The sequence below is a fragment of the Martinezella sp. CNPSo 3964 genome, assembly GCF_057784375.1.
On record NZ_JBXSOW010000002.1, the window covers coordinates 239,262 to 251,885 of the forward strand.

Below are 12,624 nucleotides of genomic sequence, written 5' to 3' on the forward strand. Positions count from 1 at the left end.
AAATCCAATAAGGTCGAGCAAAGAGCGGTTCCGCGGCCCCCGCCAAAAAGGCGAAAAGGTCAGAAAATGAAAAGCGGGCGCCTCAGGCGCCCGCTTTGCCTATCAGCGGCCTAGCAGCGGGCAACCGCGAACATTGGCAAACATCATCGTATCCGGCCCGCGCCGGCCGAAACCATCAACGACGACGCGGCGCGGCGTCACGTCCACGACGCGGGCGCGGCGCAGACCATAGCTGCGAGCAACATCCACGGCCTGCCGAGGATCACAGCCACGACGATCAAAGCGCGGCGGCGGGCGATCATAATCCGGCGGTGGGGGGCGATGACGGCCCGGGTTGACATAGATATCCACACCCTGTGCGGCGGCAAAATCCACCGTGCCCGACAACGCAGTCACTGCGACGCAGGCGGCGACCCCCAACCTTGCCAACATTTGTTTCATTATGTTCTCCATGAAGCAGAAGGCTTCTCTCTCATGCCTGCAATATTTGCTGAGCGAGTGCCCGAGAGGTAACGGCGCTATGCTGAATGAGCCCAGAATCAGGCATTCATCCACTATTCAGCTACATTGAACGCTAAAGGGAAACCAGACGTCCAATAATAGCACAACATAAAAAATAAAGCCGCCTCCCTTTCGGAAGCGGCTTCGAATCCATCGAATAGATGTGGAAAACTTGGGGGAGCGCTGCGATCAGCGGCGGATCAGTGGGCAACCCGGTGCATTGGCGAAGACAACCCGATCAGGACCCCGACGACCGAACCCTTCGACAACAACGCGGCGCGGCGTGACATTGTCGATGCGGGCACGGCGCAGACCCATGTCGCGTGCTTTCTCGACGGCGAGGCGCGGCGAGCACATGCGACCGCGTCCATGTCCATGGTCATAACGAGCCTCCTGGATACCCGGATGGAAATCGTTGGCGGAGGCCGTGACGGCCGTTGCGGAAATGGCGCCGAGCGCGATGATGGCTGCAATACCTGCCTTGGCGAAAAGATTGGTCATGGTGCTTCTCCTTCAAATCCTTGCTACGGATCGTTACAATCCCGTATCGGCCAATACCTTTGGGATTGAGGCCACGTAAGGTCGGCCAAGCTGAACCGAACGCGAATTGTCCGTTCAGATTGTATTCATGACAGTTAACAACCGGTTGACGCAAAAATACCGGAGATCAGCTGGAAAGGTGCAGCACGATTTCGCGCCGATGTGGCCGGTCGCGATGCTCGAAGAGATAGATGCCCTGCCAGGTGCCGAGCACCAGCCGGCCGTGCATCACCGGAATGCCGATCGAGACCTGCATCAGCGCCGCCTTGATATGCGCCGGCATATCGTCCGGTCCCTCCATCGTGTGCACGATCCAGCGCATCGAGGGATCGGACGATGGCGGCACGAGTCGGCTGAAGAAGGCCTTGAGATCAGTCTTCACATCAGGATCGGCGTTTTCCTGAATAAGGAGGGAACAGGAAGTGTGGCGGACGAAAACAGTCAGAAGCCCTTTGCCACCGGGCGCCGCGGTACGAACAAATTCCGTCGCCTTATCGGTGAATTCGTAGAGCCCCTGGCCATGGGTCGAGAGCGTGACAACAGTTTGTGGCATGGCATTCCCCGAGCATGGCGATTGCGATCCGCATCAGGTCGGGCGCAGTGGCCGGAATGTCAAGTCCGGCCACTGTTCCCGATTATAGCTCAATAGCGATCTTGAAGCCGCCGTAGATCATGCGTTTGCCATCAAAGGGCATGTTTTCCATGTCGTCCTTCAAACGCGGATCGGCCATGACCTTCGCCAATATCGCATCACGGCTCTCCCGTGATTCATAGGTGATCCATGAGAACACCACGACCTCATCTTCCGTTGCCTGCACCGCACGCGGAAAAGAGGTAAGTTCGCCATAGGGCACATCGTCACCTATGGCCTCGACGTAGTTGAGAGCACCATATTCACGCCAGACCTCCCCGGCCCTTTGCGCGAGTGCCTTGTAGGCCTCGATTTTGTCTTTGGGCACGGCAACGATGAAACCATCGACATAGGACATTTCTGCCTCCTCTGTTCTATGTTCACTTTTAAAGGACGATTGACGGCAACCAGATCCGACATTGGCTGTGGATATTTCCCGCACACCATCTCGCCGGTCCGAAACGGTACCGAATTCACTGAACGATCCCGCGGAGGATTGCCAATGACGATAGAATACCAGAATGATCCGAAGCTCGAAAATGAGGTGCTCAATGCCCTGTGGGCAGCCGCATGGAACAACCCCTCTCCGCGGGATTTTCAGCCCATTCTCTCCCGAAACCTCGCGCATGTGGGTGCATTCGCGGGCGCAAGGCTAGTGGGTTTCGTCAATGTCGCGTGGGACGGTGGCATTCATGCTTTCATTCTCGACACCTGCGTCGATCCGGATTTTCGGCGAAGAGGTATCGCAAGCGCTCTGGTCGAGCGCGCGAGAATTCTGGCCCGCGAACGCGGCGCAGAATGGTTGCATGTCGACTTCGAACCGCATCTCGCCGGCTTCTATCGAGGGCTCGGTTTTGCTCCCACCGAGGCCGGTCTCATCCGGCTGCGCGATTGAGGGGCATCCTGTGCTAGCTCGGCGACCGGATCTGTGAGAGCAGCCAGCTGCGGAACAGAGCCGCGGCCGGGTTCAACAGGGCATTCGGCGGATAGACCAGATTGTAGCTGACGGCCGCCGGCTGCACCTCGACAAAACACCTGACCAGCTTTTTCTCGGCAAGATCGCGTGCCACCAACGAGCTTCGGACGAGAGCGAAGCCGCGGCTCTGCCGGCAAGCCTCCAGCATCTCGGTGAAGGAATTGAACAAGGGCGCCTCCTCGACTGCCCGTGCAATGTCGAAATGCGGATTCGCTTCGCCATCCGGCCCACTGGTGATCTGCTCGTACCAGCGCTGCCAGTCGAGGCTCGTATGCCGCATTCCGGCATATCGCAGAAGCGGAGCAGCGCTTATGGCTTGGCGCGGCGGCAGTCGCGCGGATAAATCGGGTGAACTGACGACAAGCTCCTCGTCCGTCAGCAACTCCTCCTGCATGAGACCAGTTTCGGCGCGGCCAAGCCAGATCGCCAGATCGGCGCCGCCAGGCTGGAAATCCGGACGCTGATAACCCACGACCATCTTCATCTCGATCTCCGGATGATGCTGGCAGAAATCCGGCAAGCGCGCCGCCAGCCACTGGCTGGAAAATTCTGGTGAGACGGAGACCGCAACGCTGCGAACCGAAATACTCGCACGCGCATGATAGAGCGCCGTTTCCAATTCGAAAATCGTACCGGCAACTGCGGGATGCAGGCGGGCGCCCAGGGGCGTCAGCCGCGCGCCGTTTCGGCCTCTGTCGAACAATCGCCCTCCGATCCATCCTTCGAGCTGCGCGAGCTGATAGCTGACGGCCGTCTGCGTCTGCCCGATCCGCTCAGCGGCGCGACCGAAGCCGCCGGTCTCGGCAATGGCGCAGAATGTCTGAAGCACCGAGAGCGGTGGTAGCGGTCTCTTTCCCATGAAAATCCCTCATGCTTCATAGCGCAAGGCTTCATTGTACATCACCATATTGGGGGCGCATCTCTCTATTGACGAAATACTTCGAGGTCAGAGATAGATGAACATTCTTCATATTAACAGCTTGCAACACTGGGTCATGCGGCTCCTGATCCGACAAGGCGGCACGGAACGACGATCGCATATCGAAGGCGGCCGGAAGCGAGACATGCTATCTCAGGCAAACCAACATCTGCTGCGGGATGTAGGGATGAGCAACCCTATGGAAGAGCGCCCCAATGATGGACGTCGCTAGCCTCTGAGCGTCTTTACTCTGGTCAGGTCCGGAAAGAGACGCATCCAGAGCAGCACCACGACAATGGTCCCGACGCCGCCAACAATGCCGGTCAACACAGGTCCAAGTGCACTGGCAAGCATCCCCGACTCGAATTCACCGAGCTGGTTGGATGTGCCGATGAAGAGCGAATTCACGGCGTTGACGCGGCCGCGCATGGCATCGGGCGTCAAGAGCTGCACGAGCGAACTGCGCACAACGACGCTGACGGTATCGGAAGCGCCGACAACGAAGAGCGCGACGACCGAAAGGACGATGTTGCTCGACAGCGAGAAGATGATAGTCGCGACCCCGAAGATGAGCACGGCAAACAGCATCTTCTTGCCGACATCGCTCTGCAGCGGCCGACGTGCCAGCCAGATCGACATCACAAGCGCACCGATCGCAGGCGCGGCGCGCAGCAAGCCCAATCCCCAAGGTCCGGCATGCAGAATATCGCGCGCAAACATCGGCAGCAGCGCCGTGGCGCCGCCCAGCAGCACGGCGAAGAGATCAAGCGAGATCGTTCCCAGCATGACCGGGCGGCTCTTGATAAAGGAAACGCCGGCAAAGACGGAGCTCAGCGTCACCGGCTCCCGCGATGACGGCTGCTCTCGTTCGACCCGGATCGAAATGACGTTCAAACTGGCAATCACATAGAGCACCGCCGAAACGGCAAACGGCGCAACAGGGCTGATGCCATAGAGCAGACCGCCAAGCGACGGCCCGATGATGAAAGCGGTCTGCATCATCGAAGTCGACGTGGCGATGGCGACCTGAAGCAGGGAAGACGGCACGATATTGGGCAGCAGCGCCGCCATGGTCGGACGCTCGAAGGCCGTCGCCGCACCCATGACGGCAACGGCGGCTAGGATGCCGGCAGGTCCTATCCAATGCTGCCAGACGGCGACAGCCAATACCAGCGCGGTCAGCGCTTCGATCAGCTGGCAGGCAAGGCCGATGCGGCGCCGGTCGAACCGATCGGCGACATGCCCGACGACAAAGGTCAGGACGACCATCGGCAAAAACTGGCAGAAGCCGACAAGGCCAAGAAAGAAGGCGCTATGGGTCTGGTCGTAGATCATCCAGCCCATGGCGACAGTCACCGACTGAAAACCTATCGAGGAAAAGACGCGCGATGCGGCGAATGAACGATAGCCGGGGTGACCGAGCACACTTGGCCGGTCAAGGTTCTGCAGGGTATCCATGAGCCTTCTTCGTCTGCCGGCACGGACGCTCGCAGACATGCTTCTCAACAGTCGGAAATTCTATAGTCCGTGCTCTGCCTGAACACGCCTTCTGTCAATCTCGTTTTTGCTGCAGTTGCAAATTCATCGCGGGCGACAGATCAAATCGCGGTGAGGACGGGCTGAGGATGGCCCGCTTGGCCTCGACCGACCAGAGGGCAGTTAGCTCCGCCGCGATCGCATTCATCAGCGTCGCAACATCGCTGCCTGCCGATTCGTGCAGTGCCTCAGCGATGATCAGCACCGAATGTGTATCATTGCGTACCGCGGACAAGCCACTCTGGCGATTGGTCCAGCGTCGGGCATGCGCCTGCCCTGCTCCATCGGCAAAGATCACCTCCCTCGCCTCGGGATGCTCCGTCTCACCGGAAAAAGTCAAATAGGATTCGCTGCCGCTCGCATGCCGCACCTCGAGATCGCCAGATATTTTCGCGAGATCGAAAACAGCGATGGGAATGGCGAAAGCGATCGAGATGGCATTGCAGAGGTCGACAAGCGGATGCAGCCGCGGTAACGACCCTTCCTGGCGAAAACGGCGAAGCAGAGCTTCGGATGCGCAGCGATATTGCGTCGGCTTCAGTCCCATCTTGGAGAAACTTCGCCGCCAAGCCTGGATTTCAGCCATCTCGCCCTCAGGGCCTTGCATCAGCCGATCTGCGGCGATCGCATGATATCCGGCGATCCGATCGCCGACATCAACAGTCGAGGTAATCCCTTCGGCGAACAACACGCCGGGAACCAGCTCGGGAAACTCGCTCCACATCTCGTTCGAATGGCGGAAAAACATGGCATCTCCTTATGGGTATCTGCTTGGCGCAGCAGAAAACCCCGTCATCGTCCTCCGGTCTTGAATAAAATTGCAGAAGCTTCAGCCGATGGCGGCCGCATAGGCGCCGGGCGAAACGCCGAAATTGCGGACGAAAAGGCGCGTCATGTGGCTCTGGTCGGAAAAGCCGCTGGCAAAGGCCGCTTCCGCGAGGGATGTGCCCGCCGCAATCAGCCGCCGTGCTTCGTGAATGCGGCGCTGCATGAGGTAGGCATGGGGCGTCAGACCCGTCGCCCTGGTGAAAGCACGCAGGAACCGGAAGTGGCTCAAGCCGCACAACTCCGCCAGCTCGGCAAGGGTCAGGGGAGCAGCAGGATCGTCATCGATCAGCTCACACGCCCGGTTGATATCAGCCGGAACGGCATCCGCACGCAAACCGCCCGTTCCTTCACGCATCACGGCAGCGAGGAGCGACAGCAGCAGCCCATCCCGCAAGAGGGAACCCTCAGTCGTGTCGTCGATCACAAGCGAAAACAGGGTCTTGAAATGCCCGGCCATCTTGCAATCACGCATGATAGGCGACGGGAATTCCATCGCACCGAACTTGCCTTCACTGACATCACGCAACAGATCGCCAATCAGCCGGGGATCGAAATAGAGCATGGACCAGGCGCGGCTTTCGCCAACAGGCATGCCGTCATGCACCTCGTTCGGGTTGACACTGATGACGTCCCCGGCCTCGGCCTGCACCATCCCTCGCCCGCTGAGTGAAACCTGCGCGCCAGCCTCGATAACCCCAATGCCGAACTGATCATGCGTATGCTTGGGGAAGCTGTGGCCGGTTTCGGCCCGGACTGCCTCGATGCCGGCAAGCCGAGAGCGGTATATTCGGAATTGGCCTGACTTCATCAATATCGCCTTCCATACCGCCAGTATCGCCGCGCCAGCAATGGCATCGCCTCCAATGGGGCAATGTTGCTCGCCCGCAATCTGGAATCAACGCTTTAAGCGCTTCCGCCCACTTTTTCATCCTCTGCCGTCGCCAATGCCGCCTGCGTATTGCCGGCAACTGCGGTCGGCAGCGGCGTGCCGCGCTTGCGCTCCCGCGCCAGCGTCAGCAGGCCGGAAAAGATGATGAGAACGATGCCGAGAGCCATCGGCGTGTCGATGCTGTCGTTGAACAACAGGTAGCCGAAGGCGATCGCCCAGAGCATCTGGCTATATTGCGGCGGCGCGACCAGATTGGCCGGCGCCATCTGTGCAGCGGTCAGCAGCAGAACATTGCCGAACGCGCCAAGCAGGCCATAGCTCGCGAGGAATATCCACTGCGTCGGCGTCGGCATGGTGACTTCGGAGAGCATGAGAAAGCCGCTCACGATGAGCGTTCCGAAAAGGCCCGCCCCATAGAGCGAAATGCGCTTTTCCTTCGAGCCAAGCGCGCGGTTGATGACGATGGAGATTGCCGCCGCAAGACCGCCGATCGCCGCGCAGAGGTGCCCGACCGAAAGCTCGCGAAAGCCAGGCCTCAGAACGATCAGCACACCGACAAAACCGAGAATGACGGCTGTCCAGCGCTGCCAGCGCACATCCTCCTTGAGAAAGATCACGGAAAGAATGGTCACGAAGGACGGCAGCAGGAAGAGCAGCGCAAAGGCTTCCGCCATCGGCAGCATGGTGAAGGCAATGACGGAGCAGATGGCGCCGGTCGCGCCGCAAACGAAGCGCAGCAGCCACAGGGGACGGTTCGATGTCCTCACCATATCGAGCCAGCCATCCTCCCGCTTCTTCAGAAACGGCACGGCGGCAAGGCCAAACAACGCGCCGATGAAGGCGACCTGATAGGAGGGGATCACCCCATGCAGGATCTTGATCGAGGCGTCACTGAAGGCAAAGACGGCATAGGACGCAAATGCCACAAGGACACCACGCAGGGCGGAGCGGCCCGCGGCCGCGGAACTGGAATCGGCTGTAATCGAGGACATCGGAATCTTGAGACAAATGCGATGGGAGGACACTGAATCAGTGAGATACAGGCAATTGTATGATGAAATGAGCGAGATTTCGATTGGGTCGGGAATAAACTATTGTTTCAGTTGGAAGCGTGATTGTCAGCTTCGTCAAAATACAGGCAAACCGAGCCTCTCAAGCTGATTTCTGGGGACACGTCCATCGTTCGTGTATGAGAAAGCCGTGACCTTCAAAGCGGCATCATCAACTTTGCACCTGAAGGCAATTCTATACCAACCTTTCGAGGTCGGAACCGCTAACCCGTCCGCGGAGACACCAGTGTCACTTAGCATAGTAGGCGAGAATGCCGAATTGACATAATTTGGCGCGTTAAATTCATGCCCAAATTGAGCTAGCGCTTCACTGCGACAAAGATACGAAACGCGCTCTCTACGTGGCATCTTCTTCCAGGCATCATAATTGCTCTTCGACAGTCGAGCCATCTCGGCCCCTGAATAAAGCTTTTCCGCGCGGACAGCCATCTTGATCGCGTCTGATTTAGGCTGCGCTTCAGTTACCAAAGCAGCGCCCTCGGTCTGATCGCTCTGAGTGCTCGAAGTGGTCTGACCTTGAGAAGCTTGCTGAGAGGGAGAAGGTTTTACCGCCGGAACGACAATCTGCGGCAGGTCTTTCGCTTCATTCTCGACCTGCTCGGAAGGCACCCGCTGTTTCAGGTCAGACGCCGCCGCCTGCCGCTGCTGCACCTGAAAATCCGAAGGCTCGCTGGTCGCAAGAACATCAGGCACCGATGATGGGGCCGTGTTGGTCGAATCGCTCGCCGGTGGCTTAGCCGCATTGACCGTCTGGTCTTTGGCATCAGCCTGCCGCTGGGCATCCTGCGCCTGTTGTATTGCTGGCGCTTGTGCAGCTGCCTGTTGCTCCGCCGCGGCATTGCTTGGTTGCGTTGGAGGCATATCGTTCCGCTGCTCCGAAGCGTCGGCCTGCTGTGTAGTGGTTGGATTCTTCTGATCGCCGTCCATGTCTGGAACAGGCACGTCTACAACAGGGGGTTTCTGCTCAGCCTTTTCGACCGGCTTCTCAGCGCCGGGATCGTCTGGTTTGGCTGCGGGCTTTTCGGCCTGCTCTACCGGCTTATCAGCCTTGGCCTCATCGGGTTTGGCCGGAGGCTTCTCAGCCGGCTCCTTGCCCTGAGGGTCGGATTGCTTTGGCGGCTGCTCATCCGACTTTTTTCCCTGAGGCTGCTGCGGCTCCTGTTGAGCTTCAGCCGTCTGCTGCGCCGGCTTCTCGTCGGGTCTCGGCGTGGGCGTGGGAGGTTGGTCGGGCTTCTCGTTCGCCTTCGTCGCAAGCTCCTGCTTTTCCTCCTGCTGCGGCACCAGCTCGACATTGACGCTCTGCTCGGGCTTTGCCTCCGGCGGCGCCGGCAATAGTGGCAGCAGAAAAATCGCGACAAACAGGACGTGCAGAAGGATCGACAGGACAAAGCCCGGCCTTATCTCCCTATCCCGTTTTTCCGCAACCTTTTCCATCGTTCAGCGGATGGCTCGCGAAGAGAAAGCAATCAGGCGAAAACAACGCATCGATTCATTCGATCCTTGCCGGCTAAAAGATCAGAGGACTTCTCGGTCGCTGACATATGGTACACGACCACGCACCGCGAAAGAGGCATCTGTCGAAATCGAACTTGTCAGGCCTGCGCGCGATCCGCAATGGCGCAAAAACAAACCTGCGTGATCGCGGCGCAAGGACGACCGCTTCCATCGCTAGAAGAACTCATCCAGCAGCTGATAGTATGCCATCTTTTCAGCCTTCGGTTCAAAATCGCCATAAGCCTTCAAAAACTCGGCAACCAATTCCTTCCCGAAATTGTATGCGATGCTGCCGCAGGCAAGCGCAATATCCTGATGACGATCGGCAATGCCGAGACGGCCGCAATCGATATAGCCGCTGAATCTATCGCCATCGACTACGAAATTCGGAAGGCATGCATCGCCATGGGTGACGACGAAATCCTCCGTTGACGGTCTCTTGGCCTCAAGCTCACGGAAAAGATCCTCTGCCGACCTTCCCAACCGGGTCTCATCGAAGTCGTCCTCGTCGACGCGGCCGGCAAGCAAGCGCGCCCTTGCAGCACCAATTCTATTCTCCAGCCGATGATCGAAGGGACATGCAGCGATATCGACGGCGTGCAATCGCCGCAAAGCACCCGCCAAAAGCCGTACCCGATCGAGCGGCTGTAACCACTCCGCGCTGACGAGATCGCTGCCGGGAAGAGCGCTCATCAAAAGCCATTCACGTTCGCCGTCCCTCTCATGGGCAATGACATCCGGGCAGGCAAGACCCTGCGAGGCCAGCCATCGCAATCTCTCAACCTCGCCGACCAGCTCGCCCAGGGGATCGAGCGGCTCGGTCTTGAGATAGACCGGCGCGCGTCCATCGGCTTCAAGCCGGAAGACATGGGCCGAGGAGCGGCCAAGCCCATCCTGCCGCCATTCGTATCCAGCCAACGCATCGCGGAGCCGGACCGGGATGGATGTTTCCATGAATTGCGGCTTGCTTGTCATGTTCACCCCCTGATGCCCATATCGTCAATGAAAAGCCCGGCTCGCTTTCGCGAGCCGGGCCTTGTTTCGTAAACTACCGATACTGGCTTGCGCCAGACCTCAACTGTCGAGGAAGCTTCTGAGCTTGCGCGAGCGGCTCGGATGCTTGAGCTTGCGAAGCGCCTTGGCTTCGATCTGACGGATACGTTCGCGCGTCACCGAGAATTGCTGGCCCACTTCTTCGAGTGTGTGGTCGGTATTCATGCCGATGCCGAAGCGCATGCGCAGAACGCGCTCTTCGCGCGGCGTCAGCGATGCCAGAACGCGGGTCGTCGTTTCACGCAGGTTCGCCTGGATAGCGGCGTCGATCGGCAGAAGCGCGTTCTTGTCCTCGATGAAATCGCCGAGATGCGAATCCTCTTCGTCACCGACAGGGGTTTCGAGCGAGATCGGCTCCTTGGCGATCTTCAGCACCTTGCGCACCTTCTCGAGCGGCATTGCGAGCTTTTCGGCGAGTTCTTCCGGTGTCGGTTCGCGGCCGATTTCGTGCAGCATCTGGCGCGACGTGCGAACGATCTTGTTGATCGTTTCGATCATGTGCACCGGAATACGGATCGTGCGTGCCTGGTCGGCGATCGAGCGGGTGATCGCCTGACGAATCCACCAGGTGGCATAGGTCGAGAACTTGTAGCCGCGGCGATATTCGAACTTATCGACCGCCTTCATCAGGCCGATATTGCCTTCCTGAATGAGGTCGAGGAACTGCAGACCGCGGTTCGTGTACTTCTTGGCGATGGAAATGACGAGGCGCAGGTTGGCTTCGACCATTTCCTTCTTGGCGATACGTGCTTCGCGTTCGCCCTTCTGCACCATGTGAACGATGCGGCGGAATTCTGAGATCGAAATACCGGTTTCGGTCGCAAGGTTCTGGATTTCCTGGCGGATGTCGCGGATCGTCGTGTTTTCGCTCTTGGCGAATTCCTTCCAGCCGCGAGCAGCCAGATTGCCGATCGACTTCATCCAGTTCGGGTCGAGTTCGGCGCCCTGGTACTGTTCCAGGAAGCTGTCGCGCTTGACGCCATAGGATTCAGCGAGACGCAGCAGGCGGCCTTCGTTCTGAACGAGACGCTTGTTGATGTCATAGAGCTGCTCGACCAGAGCGTCGATGCGGTTCTGGTTCAGCGACAGAGACTTGACCGACTTGACCAGCTCATCCTTGAGTTCCTTGTAGCGGCGCTCCTGGGCGGAGGACAGCGTGCCGGAAGCCGACAGGCGCTGCTCGACCTGCTGGTCCTGCAGCTTGCGCAGCTTCTTGTAGGTTTCGGCGATAATGTCGAGCGTCGTCATCACCTGCGGGCGAAGCTCGGCTTCCATCGCGGCGAGAGAGAGGTTGGATTCGTCTTCGTCCTCTTCCTCTTCCTCGATCGGCAGGCCTTCGCCGCCGACATTGGTGATGTCGTCGTCACCGGAAGGAGCGCGGCCGCGGCGTGCCTTTTCCTTCTCTTCGGCAGCCTTGCGGTCGGCCTCGATCTTTTCCGGGCTCTGGAACTGCGGTGCAGCCTTGGCCTCAGGACCGGAGTAGGTGGTTTCGAGGTCGATGATCTCGCGCAGCAGCGTCGTGCCTTCGTTGAGTTCGTCGCGCCAGATAATCAGCGCCTGGAACGTCAACGGGCTCTCACAGAGGCCGCCGATCATGGTTTCGCGGCCAGCCTCGATGCGCTTGGCAATCGCGATTTCGCCTTCGCGCGACAAAAGCTCGACGGAACCCATTTCGCGCAGATACATGCGCACCGGGTCGTCCGTACGGTCGGTCGGCTCTTTCTTCTTGGCCGTCGCAAGCGCGGAACCGGTGGAGGGGGCCAGCTCGCCGCCTTCACTTTCATCGTCGCCGCCGGCATCGTCGTCGTCGTTCGAGGCAGCACCTGCCTCTTCGACGTCTTCGTCCTCGATGACGTTGATGCCCATGTCCGAAAGCATGGCCATCGTGTCTTCGATCTGTTCGGACGTCACTTCTTCGGACGGAAGAACGGCATTGAGCTCGTCCATCGTCACGTAGCCGCGCTTCTTCGCGGCCTTGATCATCTTCTTGACCGCGTCATCGGAAAGATCGAGAAGCGGGCCGTCGGAGGTGCCGTCGCGTTCGACTTCAGCTTCTTCGTTCTCTTTGACCTTTGTTGCCATCTCTATATCGTCGCTTTCCCTGACGCTGCAAACTTACACGCGGTGAAACATTCACACTGACTGGCGCGCCCTGCACCAGCCGCGACTCACCGACGAACACCTAAC

Annotated in this window: 13 protein-coding genes; 1 reads left to right on the top strand and 12 read right to left on the bottom strand. The window is 59.0% G+C overall.

The features are described 5' to 3' along the window. Positions 1–102 precede the first annotated feature (102 nt). The 4 genes from AC13Q5_RS07770 to AC13Q5_RS07785 form a co-directional block, all read right to left on the bottom strand. Positions 103–441, bottom strand: a complete 339-nt coding sequence (locus AC13Q5_RS07770) for a hypothetical protein (protein ID WP_075851020.1) — start codon at positions 439–441, stop codon at positions 103–105. Between the two features lie 249 nt (positions 442–690). Continuing rightward, positions 691–1,002 carry a hypothetical protein gene (locus AC13Q5_RS07775; RefSeq protein WP_075851021.1) on the bottom strand — a complete coding sequence of 104 codons (312 nt, stop codon included), beginning with the start codon at positions 1,000–1,002 and terminating at the stop codon, positions 691–693. Between the two features lie 166 nt (positions 1,003–1,168). Beyond that, positions 1,169–1,594: a secondary thiamine-phosphate synthase enzyme YjbQ gene (locus tag AC13Q5_RS07780; RefSeq protein WP_488501338.1), complete on the bottom strand. Its 426-nt coding sequence runs from the start codon at positions 1,592–1,594 to the stop codon at positions 1,169–1,171. Positions 1,595–1,676: 82 nt separating this feature from the next. Further along, positions 1,677–2,030: a DUF1428 domain-containing protein gene (locus AC13Q5_RS07785; protein ID WP_457881950.1), complete on the bottom strand. Its 354-nt coding sequence runs from the start codon at positions 2,028–2,030 to the stop codon at positions 1,677–1,679. Between the two features lie 144 nt (positions 2,031–2,174). Here AC13Q5_RS07785 and AC13Q5_RS07790 point away from each other — a divergent pair, with 144 nt between their 5' ends. Further along, positions 2,175–2,567: a GNAT family N-acetyltransferase gene (locus AC13Q5_RS07790; protein ID WP_488501339.1), complete on the top strand. Its 393-nt coding sequence runs from the start codon at positions 2,175–2,177 to the stop codon at positions 2,565–2,567. Positions 2,568–2,580: 13 nt separating this feature from the next. On the opposite strand, the gene AC13Q5_RS07795 is transcribed toward AC13Q5_RS07790, so the two are convergent. The 8 genes from AC13Q5_RS07795 to rpoD all read right to left on the bottom strand — a co-directional run bounded on the left by AC13Q5_RS07795 (position 2,581) and on the right by rpoD (position 12,519). Next, complete coding sequence (locus AC13Q5_RS07795) at positions 2,581–3,507, bottom strand: LysR family transcriptional regulator (protein WP_488501340.1); 927 nt, start codon at positions 3,505–3,507, stop codon at positions 2,581–2,583. Positions 3,508–3,795: 288 nt separating this feature from the next. Then, positions 3,796–5,025 carry an MFS transporter gene (locus tag AC13Q5_RS07800; protein WP_488501341.1) on the bottom strand — a complete coding sequence of 410 codons (1,230 nt, stop codon included), beginning with the start codon at positions 5,023–5,025 and terminating at the stop codon, positions 3,796–3,798. Between the two features lie 94 nt (positions 5,026–5,119). Then, positions 5,120–5,851 carry a B3/B4 domain-containing protein gene (locus AC13Q5_RS07805; RefSeq protein ID WP_488501342.1) on the bottom strand — a complete coding sequence of 244 codons (732 nt, stop codon included), beginning with the start codon at positions 5,849–5,851 and terminating at the stop codon, positions 5,120–5,122. 81 nt (positions 5,852–5,932) lie between these two features. Next, complete coding sequence (locus tag AC13Q5_RS07810) at positions 5,933–6,739, bottom strand: AraC family transcriptional regulator (protein ID WP_488501343.1); 807 nt, start codon at positions 6,737–6,739, stop codon at positions 5,933–5,935. A 95-nt stretch (positions 6,740–6,834) separates the two neighbouring features. Next, a complete protein-coding gene (locus AC13Q5_RS07815; protein WP_488501344.1) occupies positions 6,835–7,812 on the bottom strand; it encodes a DMT family transporter in 978 nt (325 codons plus the stop codon). Positions 7,813–7,947: 135 nt separating this feature from the next. Then, a complete protein-coding gene (locus AC13Q5_RS07820) occupies positions 7,948–9,324 on the bottom strand; it encodes a DUF930 domain-containing protein (protein ID WP_488501345.1) in 1,377 nt (458 codons plus the stop codon). Between the two features lie 234 nt (positions 9,325–9,558). Further along, positions 9,559–10,359, bottom strand: a complete 801-nt coding sequence (locus AC13Q5_RS07825; RefSeq protein WP_488501346.1) for an APH(3')-II family aminoglycoside O-phosphotransferase — start codon at positions 10,357–10,359, stop codon at positions 9,559–9,561. 99 nt (positions 10,360–10,458) lie between these two features. Then, entirely contained in the window at positions 10,459–12,519 is a 2,061-nt protein-coding gene (gene rpoD / locus AC13Q5_RS07830; RefSeq protein WP_075851031.1) for an RNA polymerase sigma factor RpoD, read from the bottom strand. Positions 12,520–12,624 lie beyond the last annotated feature (105 nt).

Coding starts and splice junctions, on each gene's coding strand:
- AC13Q5_RS07775 (WP_075851021.1), bottom strand. CDS start 1,002: ATGACCAATCTTTTCGCCAAGGCAGGTATTGCAGCCATCATCGCGCTC.
- AC13Q5_RS07795 (WP_488501340.1), bottom strand. CDS start 3,507: ATGGGAAAGAGACCGCTACCACCGCTCTCGGTGCTTCAGACATTCTGC.
- AC13Q5_RS07820 (WP_488501345.1), bottom strand. CDS start 9,324: ATGGAAAAGGTTGCGGAAAAACGGGATAGGGAGATAAGGCCGGGCTTT.
- AC13Q5_RS07815 (WP_488501344.1), bottom strand. CDS start 7,812: ATGTCCTCGATTACAGCCGATTCCAGTTCCGCGGCCGCGGGCCGCTCC.
- AC13Q5_RS07810 (WP_488501343.1), bottom strand. CDS start 6,739: ATGAAGTCAGGCCAATTCCGAATATACCGCTCTCGGCTTGCCGGCATC.
- AC13Q5_RS07800 (WP_488501341.1), bottom strand. CDS start 5,025: ATGGATACCCTGCAGAACCTTGACCGGCCAAGTGTGCTCGGTCACCCC.
- AC13Q5_RS07805 (WP_488501342.1), bottom strand. CDS start 5,851: ATGTTTTTCCGCCATTCGAACGAGATGTGGAGCGAGTTTCCCGAGCTG.
- rpoD (WP_075851031.1), bottom strand. CDS start 12,519: ATGGCAACAAAGGTCAAAGAGAACGAAGAAGCTGAAGTCGAACGCGAC.
- AC13Q5_RS07770 (WP_075851020.1), bottom strand. CDS start 441: ATGAAACAAATGTTGGCAAGGTTGGGGGTCGCCGCCTGCGTCGCAGTG.
- AC13Q5_RS07780 (WP_488501338.1), bottom strand. CDS start 1,594: ATGCCACAAACTGTTGTCACGCTCTCGACCCATGGCCAGGGGCTCTAC.
- AC13Q5_RS07825 (WP_488501346.1), bottom strand. CDS start 10,359: ATGACAAGCAAGCCGCAATTCATGGAAACATCCATCCCGGTCCGGCTC.
- AC13Q5_RS07785 (WP_457881950.1), bottom strand. CDS start 2,030: ATGTCCTATGTCGATGGTTTCATCGTTGCCGTGCCCAAAGACAAAATC.
- AC13Q5_RS07790 (WP_488501339.1), top strand. CDS start 2,175: ATGACGATAGAATACCAGAATGATCCGAAGCTCGAAAATGAGGTGCTC.